Origin of the sequence: Streptococcus sp. 9.1 (genome assembly GCF_016648815.1) — a bacterium.
GTDB lineage: Bacteria > Bacillota > Bacilli > Lactobacillales > Streptococcaceae > Streptococcus > Streptococcus salivarius_E.
In genome coordinates, this window is the sequence record NZ_JACLQS010000005.1 from 59531 (window position 1) to 78563 (window position 19033).

The 19033-nt window shown below is 40.5% G+C and carries 19 protein-coding genes; 2 read left to right on the forward strand and 17 right to left on the reverse strand.

The window, feature by feature from the left end; all coding sequences use genetic code 11:
- Positions 1 to 21: 21 nt before the first annotated feature.
- Entirely contained in the window at positions 22 to 1377 is a 1356-nt protein-coding gene (locus H7T93_RS05235) for a bifunctional metallophosphatase/5'-nucleotidase (RefSeq protein ID WP_201041655.1), read from the reverse strand.
- Positions 1378 to 1499: 122 nt separating this feature from the next.
- On the opposite strand from H7T93_RS05235, the gene H7T93_RS05240 reads away from it, so the two are divergent.
- Positions 1500 to 2632, forward strand: a protein-coding gene (locus H7T93_RS05240; protein WP_398578081.1) for an IS3 family transposase whose coding sequence is annotated in 2 segments (ribosomal slippage) — positions 1500 to 1767 and positions 1767 to 2632 — 1134 coding nt in all. Because the reading frame shifts where the segments join, the coding sequence is not laid out codon by codon here.
- Between the two features lie 268 nt (positions 2633 to 2900).
- Here the strand turns inward: H7T93_RS05240 and H7T93_RS05245 are convergent.
- The 16 genes from H7T93_RS05245 to H7T93_RS05320 all read right to left on the reverse strand — a co-directional run bounded on the left by H7T93_RS05245 (position 2901) and on the right by H7T93_RS05320 (position 17740).
- Positions 2901 to 3131 carry a Blp family class II bacteriocin gene (locus tag H7T93_RS05245; protein WP_002884558.1) on the reverse strand — a complete coding sequence of 77 codons (231 nt, stop codon included), beginning with the start codon at positions 3129 to 3131 and terminating at the stop codon, positions 2901 to 2903.
- Positions 3132 to 3495: 364 nt separating this feature from the next.
- On the reverse strand, positions 3496 to 4839 hold the full coding sequence (locus H7T93_RS05250; protein WP_060971666.1) for a DEAD/DEAH box helicase: 1344 nt from the start codon (positions 4837 to 4839) through the stop codon (positions 3496 to 3498).
- A gap of 73 nt (positions 4840 to 4912) precedes the next feature.
- Positions 4913 to 5935: a phospho-N-acetylmuramoyl-pentapeptide-transferase gene (gene mraY / locus H7T93_RS05255; protein WP_002891748.1), complete on the reverse strand. Its 1023-nt coding sequence runs from the start codon at positions 5933 to 5935 to the stop codon at positions 4913 to 4915.
- A 1-nt stretch (position 5936) separates the two neighbouring features.
- Positions 5937 to 8204 (reverse strand): penicillin-binding protein PBP2X, encoded by a 2268-nt coding sequence (gene pbp2X / locus H7T93_RS05260; protein ID WP_110981240.1) that lies wholly within the window; start codon positions 8202 to 8204, stop codon positions 5937 to 5939.
- A 3-nt stretch (positions 8205 to 8207) separates the two neighbouring features.
- Entirely contained in the window at positions 8208 to 8528 is a 321-nt protein-coding gene (ftsL, locus tag H7T93_RS05265) for a cell division protein FtsL (protein WP_002891750.1), read from the reverse strand.
- Between the two features lie 2 nt (positions 8529 to 8530).
- On the reverse strand, positions 8531 to 9481 hold the full coding sequence (gene rsmH, locus H7T93_RS05270) for a 16S rRNA (cytosine(1402)-N(4))-methyltransferase RsmH (protein ID WP_110981239.1): 951 nt from the start codon (positions 9479 to 9481) through the stop codon (positions 8531 to 8533).
- Between the two features lie 113 nt (positions 9482 to 9594).
- Entirely contained in the window at positions 9595 to 10647 is a 1053-nt protein-coding gene (locus H7T93_RS05275) for a hypothetical protein (protein ID WP_201041656.1), read from the reverse strand.
- A gap of 30 nt (positions 10648 to 10677) precedes the next feature.
- Positions 10678 to 11115: a Wzz/FepE/Etk N-terminal domain-containing protein gene (locus H7T93_RS05280; protein ID WP_070850135.1), complete on the reverse strand. Its 438-nt coding sequence runs from the start codon at positions 11113 to 11115 to the stop codon at positions 10678 to 10680.
- Between the two features lie 141 nt (positions 11116 to 11256).
- Positions 11257 to 11655: a DUF805 domain-containing protein gene (locus tag H7T93_RS05285; RefSeq protein ID WP_201041657.1), complete on the reverse strand. Its 399-nt coding sequence runs from the start codon at positions 11653 to 11655 to the stop codon at positions 11257 to 11259.
- Positions 11656 to 11742: 87 nt separating this feature from the next.
- Positions 11743 to 12141 carry a DUF805 domain-containing protein gene (locus H7T93_RS05290; protein ID WP_201041658.1) on the reverse strand — a complete coding sequence of 133 codons (399 nt, stop codon included), beginning with the start codon at positions 12139 to 12141 and terminating at the stop codon, positions 11743 to 11745.
- Positions 12142 to 12240: 99 nt separating this feature from the next.
- Complete coding sequence (locus H7T93_RS05295) at positions 12241 to 12657, reverse strand: DUF805 domain-containing protein (RefSeq protein WP_037599110.1); 417 nt, start codon at positions 12655 to 12657, stop codon at positions 12241 to 12243.
- A 99-nt stretch (positions 12658 to 12756) separates the two neighbouring features.
- The gene (locus tag H7T93_RS05300; protein WP_201041670.1) at positions 12757 to 13149 is read right to left on the reverse strand and encodes a DUF805 domain-containing protein; all 393 of its coding nucleotides are present in this window, start codon (positions 13147 to 13149) and stop codon (positions 12757 to 12759) included.
- A 92-nt stretch (positions 13150 to 13241) separates the two neighbouring features.
- Complete coding sequence (locus H7T93_RS05305; RefSeq protein ID WP_201041659.1) at positions 13242 to 14492, reverse strand: glutamate-5-semialdehyde dehydrogenase; 1251 nt, start codon at positions 14490 to 14492, stop codon at positions 13242 to 13244.
- Between the two features lies 1 nt (position 14493).
- Entirely contained in the window at positions 14494 to 15297 is an 804-nt protein-coding gene (gene proB / locus H7T93_RS05310) for a glutamate 5-kinase (RefSeq protein ID WP_022495873.1), read from the reverse strand.
- 119 nt (positions 15298 to 15416) lie between these two features.
- Positions 15417 to 17006 (reverse strand): ABC transporter permease, encoded by a 1590-nt coding sequence (locus H7T93_RS05315; protein ID WP_201041660.1) that lies wholly within the window; start codon positions 17004 to 17006, stop codon positions 15417 to 15419.
- Positions 17007 to 17008: 2 nt separating this feature from the next.
- Complete coding sequence (locus H7T93_RS05320) at positions 17009 to 17740, reverse strand: ABC transporter ATP-binding protein (protein ID WP_002891761.1); 732 nt, start codon at positions 17738 to 17740, stop codon at positions 17009 to 17011.
- Between the two features lie 274 nt (positions 17741 to 18014).
- On the opposite strand from H7T93_RS05320, the gene H7T93_RS05325 reads away from it, so the two are divergent.
- Complete coding sequence (locus H7T93_RS05325) at positions 18015 to 18746, forward strand: DUF554 domain-containing protein (protein WP_014632635.1); 732 nt, start codon at positions 18015 to 18017, stop codon at positions 18744 to 18746.
- Positions 18747 to 19033 lie beyond the last annotated feature (287 nt).

Genomic DNA, 19033 nt, shown 5'->3' on the forward strand with positions numbered 1-19033 from the left:
CCTGATGCTGTAATAATGTCTCTATATCTTATCCCAATTGGCACCATTTTTTCCTAAATACTTGGCCACAAGTTCCCTTAACAAATCTGGAAAAAGAAGAGTAACTTCCTTTTCCTTAATTGTAGGGAAGTAAGAAGCAAAGTAGTACTGGTCCACAAGGACCAAACTAAACTTCTCATTGGAATCTACAACCCTTCTATTATACAACAAATTACCGTTTTTGTAAGCAAAATTCCCCGTGATTACTTCACCAAATGTCTTCCCTCTAAATCCCATACCTTTAATAGCCTGATTTTTAAGGAGTTCAGCCTTAGTAAAAACTTCCTGACAGATTTCTTTGAGCTCTTGGCCTGTCACGACTAGACGAGCCATCCGCATCTGGTGAGGAAGTGCTTCTTGCAGGTCTGCCATGGTCACTTGAGGACCTAGTGTTTTCATGATAAGTCCAGTATTTAAAAGCGTTAATTGGCTATGAGTCTCCTGACAAACAGCCTGTAAAACCAATTGACAGGTCTCATCAAAATCTAGTTCTCGACCTAGATTAGCTACTTTTTTCTGAGCTAAACGACGATGGCCTTCCTCACGCATAGCCCTGATAAAGGCTTCGTCCTCCTTGTCTAAATCCAAGATGTAGGACTTGGTGGGAATAGCCTCAATCTGACATTCTATCAATTGCCCATTTTCCACAGTAAGGTCAATACAGCCAAGATAATAACCATATCTGTCAGCAGCTGCTAAATAGGTTTCATTGACTAATTTACCCTCTTCAAAAAGGTGATGCGTGTGGCTCCCAATGACAAGGTTTACCTGCGGATAAGTCTCTGCAATCTGCTCATCATAACGTACACCTAGGTGACTAAGAACGACGACTATATCTGCATCCCTTACCTCAGGACGAGCCAAATCCTCTTCCAACCTAGCCATAGGCTCTAACACCTGCCAACCGTTGGGAGCATAGGTGATGTAATATGGGAAGGTATAGGCCAAGAAAGCAATGTTTGTACCTGCTTTAGTTTTATGGATAAGATAGGGTTTGGCCCATTCAGGCTGTCTCCCTTCATCCTTGAGATTTCCTATGATCGGCTGAAACTTAGCCTGCTCATAAAGACAGTCTAGCTCCTCCTTGGCCAGACCTATCCCCTCATTATTTCCAATAGTCGCATAGTTTATCCCCAACTCATTCATCAGGGCTACATTAAAACGCCCGGCTGTCGCATCAGATAAGGGATGGGACTTATCCACATTGTCCCCAAGATCTACCTTAATCAGCTCTCTATCTGTCTGACTCAAATCATCCACAGCTCGCTTGAGTTGTGGATACTGTTCAAAATGAGAGTGTAAATCATTGATATGAAGAATTCGAATCGTGTCTTTCATGACTCCTATTGTAGCACTTTTGCTATAAAAAAACTTGACAATCATTCGGCACTGCACCCATAAAATGAGACACAAGAAAACACTCCTGTTGAAATCTGGTAAACTAGAAACAGGAGTGTTTTATTATGGTCAAAAAAGCATATTCAGTAGAAACTAAGCTAGCCTGTATCGAAATGAAGAAGGCAGGTAAATCAAATAAGGTTATCATGGATACCCTCGGTATCAAAAATGCTAGTCAGGTCAAGACCTGGTGGCGTTGGTATCAGAATGATGAATTGTACCGTTTCCACCAACCTGTGGGGAAACAATATACTTATGGTAAAGGAATGAAACAATTATCTGAAGTGGAACAGTTACGTTTGCAGGTAGAATTACTAAAAAAGTATCAGAGCTTGGTAAGAAAATCGACAAAGTAAGTCTTATCAAGCTAGTAGAAGAGTATAAGAAAACGTGCCCTGTATCTATTATTTTAGAGTGTTTCGGAGTCAAACGCTCCACCTTTTATCGCTGGAAACAGGAGTGTAAGAATTCTCAGAAAAGAGACGAAATAGCAGATAAAATCGAACAACTCTGTATGGCAAATCGCTTTATTTACGGCTATCGAACCATCACTCGCTTACTAAAGAAAGTTTATAACCTCGTCGTTAATCGCAAGAAGGTCTATCGTATCATGAAGGAAAAGGGCTGCCTTTGCCGTGTCCGTCCCAAGAAGGGACCTAAATTAGGGAAGCCTTACCATGTAACAGACAATAAGCTAGATCGTGATTTTCAGGCAGACAAGCCTATGGAGAAGCTTGTCACAGACATCACCTACCTCTACTTTGGAAACTGTAGACTTTATCTATCTTCGATCATGGATCTCTATAATCGTGAAATAGTAGCTTATAGCATCTCCGAGTGTCAAGATACGGACTTTGTACTCGACACACTTCATCAACTTGAGCTACCTCAAGGAGCACTTTTACACAGCGACCAGGGATCTGTCTACACCTCAAAAGCCTACTATCAAGCTTGTACAGAAAAAGGCATCACCCGCTCTATGTCCCGAAAAGGAACACCAGCAGATAATGCCTGTATCGAATGGTTTCATTCCATCCTAAAGTCTGAAACCTTCTATCTCCATAAGTGGAGAAACCTAACTAAAGATAGTATAACAGATATTGTTAAAAATTACATCATATTTTATAATGAAACTAGAATTCAACAGAGATTAAATGACCAGTCTCCTGTAGAGTACAGAAAACTGGTCGCATAAGAGGTTTTTTCTCTTGTCCCATTATTGGGGTGCAGTGCCTTCTGCCAAGTTTTTACATGCTATTTTTCAAACAGGAACGTATTCCTAGTTAACTTTCTTTTTAACATATTCTTCTGCGAGATGATAGACGTCATCTGCTAGGGATATACTGACATAGATGCACACAATTGAGAAAATTTCTCCTCTAAAGTGTTGCCAAGCAAAGAATATAAGCCCATAAATTAGGAGAGCAATTACTATTTGGCCAAAAAATTGACTCAGTAATCGCCTAATAACGACAAATAAGGCCATAAGTAATCCCATCTTTAATACCATAACCAATACCCTTTAAGGCTGCACCTTGCCAAGTACCTGTTTGAATACCACCTTTAATGGCTCCTCCAACAGCCCCGACGCCTACGGCAGCTGTAGCTCCCCAAAAACTACATGCTCCACCCTTAACAGTAGAAAGATCTTCGGAATTAAGTGAGTTAAAATTGTTAATGATTTGTGTTGTCATTAAAACAACCTCCTTTAAAATATTTTGTTCTACCCTTTTCTCAAAAGCTATGATTTTATTATAGGTAGAAAGCCAACAAAAAAAATAGTGACATTTATGTCACTACCTGATTTTGAGAGTTGACTCAACTAATAACCTCAAACGTACAAATTATTTTACTTTAAACGGAAAGCTTCTTAAAAATGGCTGTGATAAAACTATTTAAAATCTGTCATAGTTTCAGTTCTTAAGACATACTTAATTATTTTACAAGCATATATTGAGACTTTCTCAATAGTTAGATAATAATCAAAAAGGCTGAAACACTTTGGTTTCAACCTCTTGAATTTTAAATTAAAATTTGCTTTCAGCTAGAAGCCAATGTTTAGAAACTCTGCTTCTTAGCTTTACGTTCAGCACGTCCCTTAGCACGGTTAGCTGCACGACGCTCACGTTTGCGTTTTTCGTCAACTTTCCACTGAATTTTCTTCTTGTAGCCAGGTTTGATTTTTTTCTTTTTCTTCTTAACCAAACCAATCATTTCCGTATCAAGTTTTTGATAGGCTTTTTCACGATTGGCACGACGGTCGCGGTCATAGGTATCTTGAAACTCGCCGTCCTTATAGACTTTAGGTTCAAAGGTAATCCCCATCTTTTCAAGCTCACGAATATCTGAGTCGTCGCTTGGTTGATAGAGGGTGATGGCTGTTCCTGACAAACCATTACGTCCTGTACGCCCTACACGGTGAACAAAGAAGGACAAGTCTTGAGGGATGGCATCATTGATTACATGGCTAACCCCTTCAATGTCAATCCCACGCGCCGCAAGGTCCGTCGCTACAATGTACTCAAACTCAAGCTTCTTAACTTGATTCATGATACGCTTACGTTCACGTGGTGGAATACCGCCGTGAATTTTCGCTACTTTAAGACCATTTGACACTAGGTAACTGTGCAAATCGTCAGCACGTTCCTTGGTATTAACGAAAATCATTGCTAGATACGGCTGCATCCCCTTAAGCATCTCAAGAATCTGTTCATTCTTGTTGCGACCCTTGGTAGATACCAACCAGTTATCAATAGTATCCGCAATAACTGTTGAAGTTTTGATTTGTTCCATGACTGGATTGGTCAAATACTTCTTCAAGAATGGTTGCAATTTTTGAGGAATGGTTGCTGAGAAGACCAAAATTTGAACTTCCTTAGGCAGACTTGCCGCAATCTTGTCTACAGTATCCAAGAATCCCATATCCATGGTCATATCAGCTTCGTCAACAACAAAGGTATGGGCCTTGTGGATAGCCAAGTCACCAGACTTAACTAGGTCATAAATACGACCTGGTGTCCCGATAACAATATGAGGTTGTGCTACCTTGAGTTTCTCAATCTGACGTTGCTTGTCTGTACCACCCACATAGTTGACCACACGAATTTCAGTCTCAGAGTGTTTGGCAATTTGTTTTGTCGCTTGGTAAATTTGTGTCGCCAATTCACGTGATGGTGCTGTAATAACAACTTGAACATCGCCACTCTTTGGATTGAGTTTCTCAAAAATTGGCAAGAGGAAGGTATGTGTTTTCCCTGAACCCGTCTTTGATTCACCCACTAAATCACGACCTGAACGAACCACTGGAATCAATTTCTGCTGAACAGGTGTTGGCTCCTTAAACTTAATCTCATCAAGAGCCTCCTGAATAAATGTTTTAAAATTAAAATCTTTAAATGACATGTTTACTTACTTCTTTTCTATCTAGTCTATCCTTATCATTATAACAAAAAAAGAGCATTTCTGCTCTTTTCATTTATTTCATAACGTTTCCAAGAACCATCCAAAGAGTAATCGCACTTGCGAGCGCTCCAACAGTCCAAAGGAAAGCATCAACCTTCCACTCTGACCATTTGTCACCCTTACCTGAAAGGCCACCCAATTCGAGGTGGTGGTGGAATGGTGTCATACGGAAAATACGACGACCTTCTCCATACTTACGCTTAGTGTATTTAAAATAGCTGACCTGTAGCATGACAGAAGCTGTCTCAAAGACATAAACCACACCAATCAAGAGTAGCGTCCACTCTACACGTAGGGCAATAGAGATAACCGCAAGCATAGCTCCAAGTGACAAGGAACCAACATCTCCCATAAAGACCTTGGCTGGCTTGTGGTTAAAGACGAAGAAGCCAAGAAGAGCCCCAATCATAGTGATAATGATGGTCAAGATAGCGAACTCACCCTTGACAAAAGCGATAATCCCATAGGCAATCAAGCTGATAACCACAGAGATAGAAGCTAAACCATCAATACCGTCTGTCAAGTTCACAGCATTTGAGAAACCAACAATCCAGAATAGGACAAAGAGAACATAAAAGACACCGAGATGAATGGTTAATCCACCAATAGCTAAGCTATCTGTCCCACTAGGAAGTACGTGGATAAAGTAGAAAAGCAAACCCGCAATAATCTGCAAGGCCATCTTTTGCCAAGGTTTAAGTCCCTCATTGATTTGACGGAAAATCTTAAGGAAATCATCAAGGAAGCCGATGATTCCATAAATCAAAATCACAAAGAGAATCCCTACTGTGGCACCATATGCTTGGTGCCCCTCGCTAAAGACGTGGAAGTTGAAAATCAAGCTAACCAAGATGGCAACCACTAGGAAGACTGTCCCTCCCATAGTTGGCGTCCCAGCCTTAGCCAAATGCTGCTTCACATCTTCATGCATTTGTTGGCCACCGATTTTCTTGATTTTGTAGTAAGTAATAAAGTGAGGCATGGCGAGCACCGTCAACACAAAGGCGGCCACGCCTGCTATCAGACTCATAGTCATCTTAGTCTCCTAAAGTAATGGTAATCTTCTTGGTTTTAGACAGGGCTTTTCCTGCCGCAACACTTTGTTTGGTAACAGTCCCTGACTTGCCACCCTTATAAGTAACTTTAATGCCTTTCCATTTGGCAAAGGTTTCAACGTTCTTCTTGGTCCAACCATACATGTCTGGAAGTTCTGTGAAATCATTGGTCATGATAAGAATCTGTTCATTAGCCTTGATATTGGCTTTGGCATCTACAGAAACCTTCTCAATCTTATCACCAACACCCAGAACAATCGGATGAATCAAGTTTTGACGAAGGGTGTTAGCTGTCTCGCCCGGACTCTTACCGATAATATCGCCGGTTTGATAGCTCGTTTCCTCGGTCTTTTCACTACCTTCAGACACAGAAGTATCTAGGGTGTCTCCCATAGACATGGCTTCTTCCAAAACCGGGTTAACCACAGTTGCATAAAAATTATTATCCCAAGTCTTAGGCTCCTGTACAGTCACATACATGATATATTCTGGATTATCTGTAGGTACCATGGCTACAACTGAATTGAGGGTTTCATTGGAACCAACTTTGTAGGTCCCAGTCTTCTCATCAGCAACCTGAGCCGTTCCAGACTTAACTGAAACATCATAATTGCCAACTTGGATAATAGGTGACCCTTCAGATTTATTGTAAAGGGTACCGAACTCTGGATCTGTACCAACGGAAATCATATAGTTACGCGTTTCAGAGGCAGCCTGCTTAGAAACTGGCTTACCGATAACTTCCTTCTTCGCTGTACGAACTGTGCCTTGGTTAGTATCGGCAACTTGTTTGATAAATTGAGGTTCTAGCATTATACCATTGTTTGAAATAGCGGTAAAGGCTCGAAGCATCTGCACCTGAGTCACCGAAATCCCTTGTCCGAAGGACGATTGAGCTATATTAACAGAGTTTCGAGAGACAACCCCTGAAGATTCACCGACCATCCCAAAACGGGTTGGAAGACCAAATTTGTAAAGAGATAAGTAGCTAGACCAAACCTTGTCTCCCATCTCTTGTTCCAGCATGGTCATACCAACGTTACTTGAATAAGAGAAGCCTTGGGCAAATGACATGGTACGACCTGTTGAGATACCTTCATTGATTGACCAGTCATTAATTTCAACGTCGTCAACCTTAATACCATTAGCATTACTATAGGTCGTATTCGGGTTAAAGCTTCCATTGTTAATAGCAGCTGACAAGAGCATGACCTTCATGGTTGATCCAGGCTCATACTGAGCTTCGTAAAGACGGTTAACCCAATCATAGTTTTTCTTAGCCTGTCCCTCAAGAGTATCAGAATTATAGGTCGGACGTTGTGTCGTTGCAAGAATCTCACCTGTCTTAGCATTAACAACTGTCGCTGAAGCATTGACACCTTGCGTCTGCTCCATAAAGGTATCCATCTGCGTTTCTAAGAAGGTTTGGAGAGGCGCTGACAAGGTTGTATAGATGTTCTTACCATCGATAGCTTCCTTGGTAATGGTTTCCGTACCTAGAAGCGTATTACCGTTTTTATCCTTTTCATAGATGGCCTCTCCATCTGTTCCAGTCAAGAGGCTATTGAGCGAGCGCTCCAAACCAGTTTGACCAATTAAAGAATATGAGCCGTCTTTTTTATTTTCAACAGCTTCGGCACGACCAAGAAACTCTGACGCGAAGGTTCCATTAGGGTACATTCGTGACGTTGTTGCTTCAAAGGCCATCCCCTTAATTCCCGCATCTTTAAAGGCTTTTTCTAGTTCTTCTTTAACAGAGTAGGTAATTCCCTTCCCCTTTAGCCCAAAGGAAACCTGGTAGGCACCCTTAGTACGCAATTGGGCCAAGGAATCACTCTTTTCAATTCCTAGCTTATCCTTTAAAATATCAGCAACCTTGTCAAACTGACTATCTTGGACATAGAGTTTTTCTTGAGTCGCTGACACATAACTGGTCGACACGATAGCGTAAATGGCATAACTGGTTGAATCCTCAGCCAAAACATTTCCATTTCGGTCGTAAATCGTCCCACGCTTGGCAGCCACCGTGGTCTTAGTGTTATAAGATTTAGCAGCCTGGGTAGACAAATCGACACCAAACTTACTGTCTGTCCCGATAATCACCACAAAGTTGATAATAAAGACGAAAAAGATAAAGATGCTGAGAACCATAAGGTTCTGACCAACGTGCTGTCGATTCTGGGCTGGCTTTCGCCTATCCCTAACGACATAGTTTAGAAATAAATGTTTAAGTTTTCTTAATCTGTTCATTGGTTACTTCACACTCTTAATACTATCGTTATTAATAGACAGGCCTGCCTTATTAGCAATCTCTTTAATACGGTCAGAGTTTGTCAACTCATTAACCGCCTGCTTTGCATTATTAAGCTCTGTTTTTTCATCACTAATCTTGCTATTAAGGTCTGTGATTTGTTGCTTGATAGCCTGATTACGCCCTTGTAAAAATACAACTGCAATACTCATCACAATAGCTGTCAAAACAATTGCCGAATAGAAGGCCTTTTCCATACGCGTCATAAAACGAATATGGTTTCTAATGGCTCTATTGACAATCTGATGTTCCTTATTTTCCATAATTATTTCCTGATTTTTTTAGCCACACGCAATTTAGCAGAATGCGAGCGGTTATTAGCTTCTAATTCTTCCTGACTAGGTAGGATTGGCTTACGATTAACTAAGGCTACCTTAGGTTGGAGGTCTTCAGGAATAAAGGGTAGACCTTTAGGCACATCTACCGTACTAGCTTCCTTGAAAAGCTGTTTAGTCAATCGATCCTCCAAAGAGTGGAAGGTAATGACCGAAATACGACCATCCACAGCAAGTAAATCCAAGGCCTCTTGAATAGACTCATCCGCAGCACCAAGCTCATCGTTCACTTCGATGCGAATAGCTTGGAAAATTTGCTTGGCCGGATGGCCCTTCTTCTTCAATTCCTTAGCAGGCTTAGCTGATTTAATGATTTCCGCCAGTTCCGTCGTGGTCTCAATTGGTTTAACCTGACGAGCATGTTCAATCTTACGTGCAATTTGTTTAGAGAACTTGTCCTCACCATACTTGAAGAAAATGCGCACCAAATCGTTGTAAGGATAGGTATTGACCACATCATAAGCGGTCAGACTCGCCTCCTCATTCATACGCATATCTAGCTTGGCATCCTGTTTATAGGAGAAGCCACGCTCACGCTCATCCAACTGTGGGCTAGAGACACCCAAGTCATAGAGAATGCCATCAATTTCAGACACCCCCAAGGCTTCAAGGTTGGACTTGAGATTACGGAAATTATCCTTGATGAAAGTCACCATACCCTTATCAATATAGTCCTTGAGACGCACTTGAGCATTATCAATAGCCTTTTGGTCCTGATCAAAGCAGTACAAATGACCCTTTTCAGATAATTGCGACAAAAGATAAGACGAATGTCCTGCGCCACCCAAGGTCGCATCAACATAGATGCCATTGGGCTTGATATCAAGCATATCAACAGTTTCGTGTAAAAGAACGGTTACATGGTGAAATTCATTAGTCATAACTTTTATTATAGCACAAGAATAGAGAAATTGTCTCGTTCTGTAAGTTGACAGGATAGTAAAAGAGCCAGATCCAAGGCCTGACTCTTTAGTTTCTATATCATTTGATAAGATTAATCCACTCGATAAAAATAACTTTCCGCAGATGGCATCCCATTCGTCGCTAGGATACGGTCCTTACTGTTATCCCCCGCATCACTTGCATCACTAACTCCCTTAGGACAAAGCTGAATTGGAGTATTCCCAACTGGACTAGAATCAACATAAGTTAAGCTATAGATACCTGACACATATTGATTGGATGAGACTTTGTCAATAGGGTAAGTAGAAACCCAGAGATTCAACTGTCCATCCGAAGTAATGGTGATGGTCTTTCCATTTGAAGACTTCCATGTCCCTACAGCTGACTTGTAGTTACCATTTTTGAGTTCATCAGCCTTAAGGGCTGTCGAACTGGTTTGAGTTTGTGACACTGTGCTAGAACTACTATTACTTGAAGCACTGTCCAAGTCCTTCCAATCCCAACTAGAAAGATCTGCTTTTTCAGCACCCGAATCACTGTCCTCTTTTACAAGAGACTGACCATCACTACTAAAGCGGTAGCCTGCACCTCCACCAGCCATAGCACCAGCACTACCATAGTAGCTAAAGGTGTTATCCATGAGGTAGGCCAATGTCATACGCTCACCCAACATGCCCAGTTGTGGCCCCTCTGTCAGACGAACAACCTGACCACTATCCTTAGATATAGTGTAAATATCCGTAATCACATGTTCTTTAAAGAGTTTACCTGGCTTAAAAGCAAGAATCAACTCATCAACACCATTACCATCCAAATCATGGTAAGTATAGACCGTTGAGGCAGGACTTGTTTGAGAATTAGCATAGGTCACAATGAGAGAATTAAGTGAGGCATCCGTTTGGTTGTTGGCCACAGCCGTTTGGTACTTACTAATGATGCTATCATAGGCAGAGGTATCTACCTTTTTCTCTTGACTAGAGCTTGAACTTGTACTTATGCTAGAGCTTTCACTACTACTTGATTGTGACTGCTCTACTGATGAAGATGAAGTCGTCGAAGTCAACCCATTTTGCTGGTTTGAACAAGCTGCTAATAGGACTAAACTAGATAATCCTGTTACTAATGCTAAAACTTTATTTTTCATCTCTAAACCTAAATTCCTTTTCTTTAATCCTTATTCTGCTGTCCCAGAGCTGACATCTGCACTGTAGGCAGGAGCTGTGTAACTTGGAGCATCACTATGTGACTCTGTATAAGCTGTTGGTGGTACATAGTTATACTGGGGCGCTTGATAAGCCTCTTGTGCTGAAGAAGGCGTTGGTGCCGATGCTACCGCAGGAGTTGAGCTTGCTTCTGTCTGACTAGCTGCTTCTACCGTTGAGCTTGATGACTCACTTGAAGTTGAAGAAGATGACGACGAACTTGAGCTCGATGACTTGGATGAAGCCTTGGGTTTGCTTGATGATGACTGCTTAGTCCCCACCTTAACTTGGACCTTAGCATGATTCTGCGCAGGCTGCAAAAAGACAATAGCCAATGCCAAAAGAATAGCCGGTAGGGTAAATGCCAAAATAAGGTAACGTTTTTCTTTTAAATGACGAAGTAGTTTCATAGAATATTCACATTTCTTAAATATATTTTAGTATTGATTAGTCTCAGATAAGATTATATCAGAAATATTAAAATGTGCAACATTAACATAAAACTTTTTTTGACATTAGAAAAACCAACTCAAAGAGTTGGTTGATTGTCATTATTGCTGTGGGTTATCGACGTTGTTCAATGGCACTTCTACTTTTGTTGGTTGACATAATAGAAAAATGAAGATAAAAATACCGACAAATGGGATTAAAGGAATAAAAATATATGCCCAATGATAGCCAGCATCACGTAAACGACGAACCGTTAGAGCAATACCAGGTAAAACCGCAGCAACACCATAGGCAAAAAAGATAAGTAGTAAAATAACACCAATAGTAAATAAATCGCTTGATCCTGTTTCAGCTACCATTCTTTCAAACACTGCTAGGAGCAAATACCAAGTAAAGAAAATCAATAGATGTGCCGAACATGCAAACCAGTAATCTGAAGGTGTTGAACGGCCCTTAAAATCAACATAGCCCTTCCAAAATTTTTTGTAGGCTTCAATCATAATAAAATCCCCCTTTTTTATGATACTTCCAGTATAACAAGTGACAAATCAACTAAAAAACAGCCTAGCGAGGCTGTTAAGTCATTATTATTGCTGAGGATTATTGAAGTTGTTAAATGGATAATCAACTTTAGTTGGTTTACACAACAACACAATGAAGATAATAGGACCTACAAATGGGATTAAAGAAATAAAAATATACGGCCAATTGTAGCCAGCATCACGCAAACGGCGAACTGTTACAGCAATACCAGGTAAGATAGCAGCAATACCAAAGGCAAAAAAGATAAATAGGATGATAAATGAAATAACAGCCAAAAAGCTTGATTCTGTCGCACTTGCAATGCCTCCAAAGATTGCGAGCAACACATAAAAAGTAATAACTGTTAACATATTTGCCAAATATGCAAACCAGTAATCTGAACGTGTTGAACGGCCCTCAAAATCTACATAGCCCTTCCAAAACTTCTTATAAGCTTCGATCATAATAAAATCTCCTCATTTTTTGATACTTATAGTATAGCAATAAAAAAAGAATTTGACAAATTGACGAAAAAGCAGCCATACTAGGCTGCTAAATACTTATCATTGTTGTGGATTATTCAAATTATTGAATGGTAATTCTACCTTTGTTGGTTGCAAGGTTAAGATAAAAATAATAAAACTACCAAGGTAGGGAATCAACGCTAAAAATATCAAAGCCCAATGGTAGCCACTATCTCTTAGACGACGTACCATGATTGCAATGGAAGGTATCAGTAAGGCTAACATATATATTCCAAAAGCTGACAATACAATATAGATCAAAATCATTTGAAAACTATATGCGTCAGAAGTATACGTTGCCGGATCTCCCCCTAAAATCATGATTAATATAAGTAAGAAACCGAAAAGTAAAAAAACCAAACATTGCGCAAGCACATTAAGCCAATAATCTGAACGTGTTGAACGGCCCTTGAAATCGACATAGCCCTTCCAAAATTTTTTGTAGGCTTCAATCATAATAAAATCCCCCTTTTTTATGATACTCCCAGTGTAGCAAGAGAAGGGAAGATTGACAAATCAACTAAAAAACAGCCTCGCAAGGCTGTTAAGTCATTATTATTGTGGTGGATTATTGAACTGGTTGAAAGGAAATTCTACTTTTGTGGGTTGACAAAACAAAACCAACAGTACGATATCACCTATAACAGGCGCATAGCTTAAGAAAATCAATGCCCAATGAAAACCAGCATCACGCAAGCGACGCACCTGAAGGGCAATGGATGGAATATAGGTAGCAAAGAAATATACCATTGCAAGCCCATACAGTAAGTTGAGAATAACATGATAATCACTACCTGGACTATCAAATACAATAACAACTATAATCACGGTAAATAAAATAATACTTACAATAGTATTCGCTAATACTGCAAACCAATAATCTGAACGGCTTGAACGTCCCGTGAAATCGACATAGCCCATCCAATACTTTTTATAAGCTCTAAATATCACAAAAGCTCCTCATTTTTGATACCCCCAGTATAGCAAAAGCTTTATACTCTAGCAAATAGACCAAAAAAGCCCCATGAGGAGCTTTTTGTTTATTCTCTAATTTGACCTTGGCCATTAATATAGAACTTGGTTGAGGTTAGGGCCTCAAGTCCCATTGGGCCACGGGCGTGCATTTTTTGGGTTGAGATTCCGATTTCAGCACCCAATCCAAAGACGAAGCCGTCTGTGAAGCGGGTTGAGGCATTAACATAGACAGCTGCAGCGTCTACGTCGTCTTGGAATTGCTCCGCACGACTGATATCCTGAGTTACGATAGCCTCTGAATGCGATGTTGTGTAGGTATTAATCCAATCAATGGCCTCATCAAGGCTGTCTACCACTTTAACAGACATAATATAGTCAAGAAACTCTGTCGCAAAATCTTCTGGTGAAGCGGGTACGGATTTTTCCATAAGTTTCAAAGCTTTTTCATCCGCACGGAATTCAACAGCCTGAACTTTTGAAATAGCTTTTTCCAAATTAGGTAAGAAGTCTTCCGCAATATCAGCATGAACGACGAGAGATTCTGCAGCATTACACACGCTTGGTCGTTGAGTCTTGGCATTGATGACAATCTGTGTCGCCATATCTAAGTTAGCATATTTATCCACATAAATATGACAGTTACCAACACCCGTTTCAATGACTGGAACTTTGGCTTTTTCTTTAACCGTTTGAATGAGACGGGCTCCGCCACGAGGGATGAGCAAGTCTACATACTTAGTCGCCGCCATGAGTTCCTCTGCTACCTCATGAGAGGTATCTTCAACCAGCTGAACAGCATCTGCTGTGATACCTGCATTTTCCAAAGCCTTACGGGCTACTGTAACCAAGGCCTTGTTGGAATTGATGGCATCACGTCCTCCTCGGAGAATGATAGCATTATTGGTTTTAAAGGCAAGGCTAAAGGCATCGATTGAGACATTGGGACGGCTCTCAAAAATCATAGCGATAACACCCATAGGAACACGCTTTTGAACGATTTTGAGACCATCTAGATTCGTATAGCCACGAACTACTTGTCCGATTGGGTCCTGAAGATCTGCCACCTGACGGACACCCTCAGCAATCCCTGCGATACGGTCTTCCGTCAAGAGCAAGCGGTCTTGCATAATCTCTGAAATACCATTTTCCTTGGCATTGGCCATATCCTTAGCATTTTCAGTGATAATATAGGCACTCTCAGCTACTAGAGCTTTAGCTACCTGATTTAAAAGGTCGTTTTTAGCTGCTGTTGACAATTTAGCAATCCGACGACCTGCCACCTTGGCCTGTTGACCTAGTGTATCGATAAATGTCATCTTAGTCCTCCTGTTTAAAGAGTGTACCAATCTTGGCTCCTTCTAGGACACGAAGAATGTCACGTGGATTTTCACCATTCATCAAAACCATTTGGCTTTGATTTTCAAAAACCATCTGAGCTGACTTAATCTTACTCATCATACCACCTGTACCAAATTTACTACCGGCACCACCAGCTGAGGCTATAATTTCCTCTGTAATCTCTGGGACATAGCTACGAAGGGTGGCATCCTCATAGACATTTGGGTTCTTATCGAAGAGCCCATCAATATCTGACAACATAATGAGTAGGTCAGCACCAACAATCTTAGCTACGATAGCTGACAAGCGGTCGTTGTCCCCAAACTTAGTCGCATGGTCCATTTCATCTACGCTGACAGCATCATTTTCATTAACAACTGGAACAACTCCAAGCTTGAAGAGGCTCTCGAAGGCATTGATGGCATTGGCCAAACTCTCAGGATACTCGACCACATCACGGGTCAACAGAAGCTGAGATACCTTGGTTTGGTAATGTGAAAAGACCTGAGAATAGAGGCTCATCATGGCTACCTGCCCTACACTTGAGACGGCTTGTTGCTTACCGACTTCAGCCGGTCGCTTGTCTAGGTCTAAGACATTGAGCCCGAAGCCCATGGCACCAGAGGATACGAGGACAACCTCAATCCCTTTATTATGCAGGCTAGAAATGACAAAAGCTAATTGATCGATTTTTTCAAGATTAATTTTTCCTGATGGTAAAACCAGAGAGCTAGTCCCGATTTTGATAACCAGGCGTTTTACTGAGTCAAAATTTCGTTTCATGTTTATGATTATACACTAAATTCAGGTATTTTAACATATATAATGCATAAGTTTACATATTAAAGATTTTCAGTAAAAAAGAATCCCTCCAATCGGAGAGACTCTTTAAACAGTTTGTTCTAGGCAAAAAACATGGCTCTAATACGTTTCCAACGTCTGCGATCAACAAAGAGATAAACGATTAGGGCAATTAAAGCTATAAGCCCAGTTACTATAGCGTTGACTACTAGGGCAATCCAGAACTTACTTGCAAAGAAGACAATACCTCCTAGCAAGGCAGCGATGAAAATTGTAAGAATAAAGATACCCATATAGAGCCACTGTCCGCCACCCCGATTGAAGAGCTGAGTGACTTCCTGCCAATTCACTTCCAATAATTTAAGGTCACGTTCAAAGAAATAGCCACCTACAAGATAGGTTGTTACGAGAAAACCAAGAGCGAAACTTGCCACCAAAATAGGATGGAGATGTGCAAGGAATATTAAACCAAGTCCTCCTAGTAAGAGGGATACACCGACTTGCAAGCCATAGAAAATCCAAAACTTTTGACGAAGATAGTCACCCGTATTGATTGGCAGGCTACGGATAAAGTCAAAGTTTGTTCCTTCTAAGGAAGTTGCCACCCCAAGAAAACTTGTTGGTTGCGCTGAAAAGAAACCAAAGGCAATTCCGACTAAAAGCATGAGCCCGAAATAGTCTGGACCTAAATCTTTCAAAAAGAACGCACCTCCACCCAGCATGATCATATATAATACTGGTACCACATAGGTATTGATAATGAGGGTTGAGTTTCCCAAAGTAGATAAATGATGGCGAACCAAGACCTGTCTTTGACTTCGAGTAACAACTTTTACCTGAGTCTTTCTAGCCTTTTTGTTATAAATGGCTTCGTGGAAATAACGAGGCATTCTGACTTTATAAAACCAAAAGCCCAAGATAAGCACTGAGATAAGAGGAAGATAAAAATTTAGTAGGGCCTCCAGAGATAGAGGAGCAGCTACCACATCATAGTAACCTCTTAGATAAGGCAACAAAGGAAAATCGATATGTCCAGCACCCTTAACATAACCATTAAGAAAACCAACCATCATGATAGGGAACATAATCAATAGGGTTGACAGGGTCATCAAAATAGTCGAATAGAGCTTTTGACGAGAACTGCGAACAATCAGCGTTCCAACACTATTAGACAGAATCACTGAAAAAACGAGATTGATAAAGAGAGAAACGATAAAGGATAGCAGCCCCACGACTATCCCCAGTGGGCCAATAAATTGCCAGTAAGCTAGAATGAGAAGACTAAGGATAGGTACCATGAAGGTCATCCCAACCATAGAACCTGACAAGGTCTTGGCCAAAAAGACTTCTGATGGCTTTAAGGGAAGAGACAGATAAGCCTTGCTATCCTTACTATCGTAAAAGGTACTGTAGAGAGCCGTAAAAGTCTGGAGAAGCCCCATGACTGAAAATGTCAAAAGATATAGGGTTAAGACCCCAGGATTGGCCTTATAATCGACACCTACAAAAAGATAGCTATATACAACCGTAAAAATAATTAAAATCAAGAGTTGTTGTCTAAGCATAGCATTAACGATGGAGAAATTAGCCTTTTTCTTTTTCTCCTGACGTTTCTGTAGGTTAGTTACCGCTTGAGGATTTGCATAGAGGAGATTAATTTTAAAAAGCTCCCAAACATGGTTCCAGTTCATGACTACACCTCCTCGATCTTACGTCCAGCCATTTCCAGATAAATGGTTTCCAAATCCTTGTCAGGGTACTGAGACTTGAGTTCAGCTAGAGACCCTTGGAATATGAGTTTTCCTTTCTTCAAAATAGCAATACGATCACAGAGCTGCTCAGCTACACTTAGAACGTGGGTTGAAAAGAGCACACTATTACCCTCCTTAGCATGGTTACGCATGGCTTCTTTCAAATCATAAGATGCCTGTGGATCCAGACCAGTCAAAGGCTCATCCAAAACCCAAATCTGCGGATTAACCAGAAGAGCACCGATAACGACAACCTTCTGACGCATACCGTGAGAGAAGGAAGAAATGAGGTTATAGCGACTTTCCGTCAAGTCAAAGGTAGCCATAAGATTAGTCAAACGTTCCTCAACCTGACTAGCTTCCAAATCATAGATACGTGTCAAAAAGTACCAATAGTCATTAGCAGTTAAATTTAAAAATAAGTCTGGTGAATCTGGCACATAAGCGATTTTTTTCTTGATAGCATCACGATGTTGGCTGAGGGCCATATCATCGACGTAAACTTCACCGTAGCTAGCTTCAATGATGGATGTCAAAATGGAAATAGTCGTGGTCTTACCAGCCCCATTGTGACCAATCAGACCAAAAATCTCCCCATCTCGAATCTCGAGGTTAAGATCTGAGAGAGCATCCTTATCTTCATAACGTTTCGTTACGTGTTCAAAACGAATCATCTTTTATCCTTTCTTGAGAATCTATTTAACAATAGTCTCATTTTACACTTTATATTAGATTATAAAATAGAGTTAGTACCTTGTTTTTTATGAACAATACTCTAAGAACACTGGCAATAGATTTAGATAAGGCTATTTCCTTACCTTCTCATTTATTGTATCACTTCAAAGGTACAATTTCAATAAAACGTTTGTAAAAACGAGACAATTTTGCATTCGATCTTTGATAATGCTAAACTTATAGTATTTAGAATAAATAGGAGGAAAATCACTGATGCCAACTGGAATTATCATCAACTCGCTATCTATTATCTTAGGAGGAATCGCTGGAGGGCTCTTCGGGGACTATCTCAGAGACGATTTCAAGGAAAATCTTAACCTTATCTTTGGCCTAGCCTCTATGGTAATGGGGATTAGCGCTATTGTGAATATGGTTAACATGCCTGCCGTTATCTTTGCAGTAGTTATCGGTACCATCATTGGGCTGGCCCTAAAGTTTGGAAACCTCATCAACAAGGGAGCTGGGCTTATGGAAAAAGGCTTGTCCAAGATTACACCAAGCAAGCAAACAGGGTTAGCTCACGATGAATTTTATGCGCAGCTCTTGACAGTTATCGTCCTTTTTTGTGCGAGTGGTACAGGAATTTACGGGAGTCTTGAGTCTGGGATGACAGGCGATGCTTCTATTTTAATTTCTAAATCTATCCTAGATTTCTTTACAGCCATGATTTTCTCTTGTAGTCTAGGCTACATCGTCTCCATGATTGCCATTCCACAATTTATCGTTTTCTTCCTCCTCTTTGTGACTGCTGGTTTCATTCTCCCTCTAACAACAAAAGCCATGATTGGAGACTTTAAGGCTTGCGGGGGCTTCCTCATGATTGCGACCGGTTTTCGTATTATGAAACTGCGTCAATTCCCAACAGCAGATATGATTCCAGCCATGATTCTGGTTATGCCTATTTCCTGGGCCTGGGTCAATTGGGTGGTTCCTTTGATTAGTTGATATTAGGATTAAAATAAACTAAAACCGTCAGTCTCATGTGACGGTTTTTATCTCTATTTATTGCTATTATGGATTCTAACTATTAAAAACCAGCAATGTTTGTGGCAGTTAATTCTAATTTTTCTAACCTTGTTTAGACTAAGATGAGTTTGTTATAATATCCCTTGTAGGCCTAAGCAACCTACAAGATACTTTTTTTCATAACTATTTCCATCCTCTAATATTTTAACGAACTTACAATACTGATGGAAATCTATCGAAAAGACTGGTGTGTGCACACCGGTCTT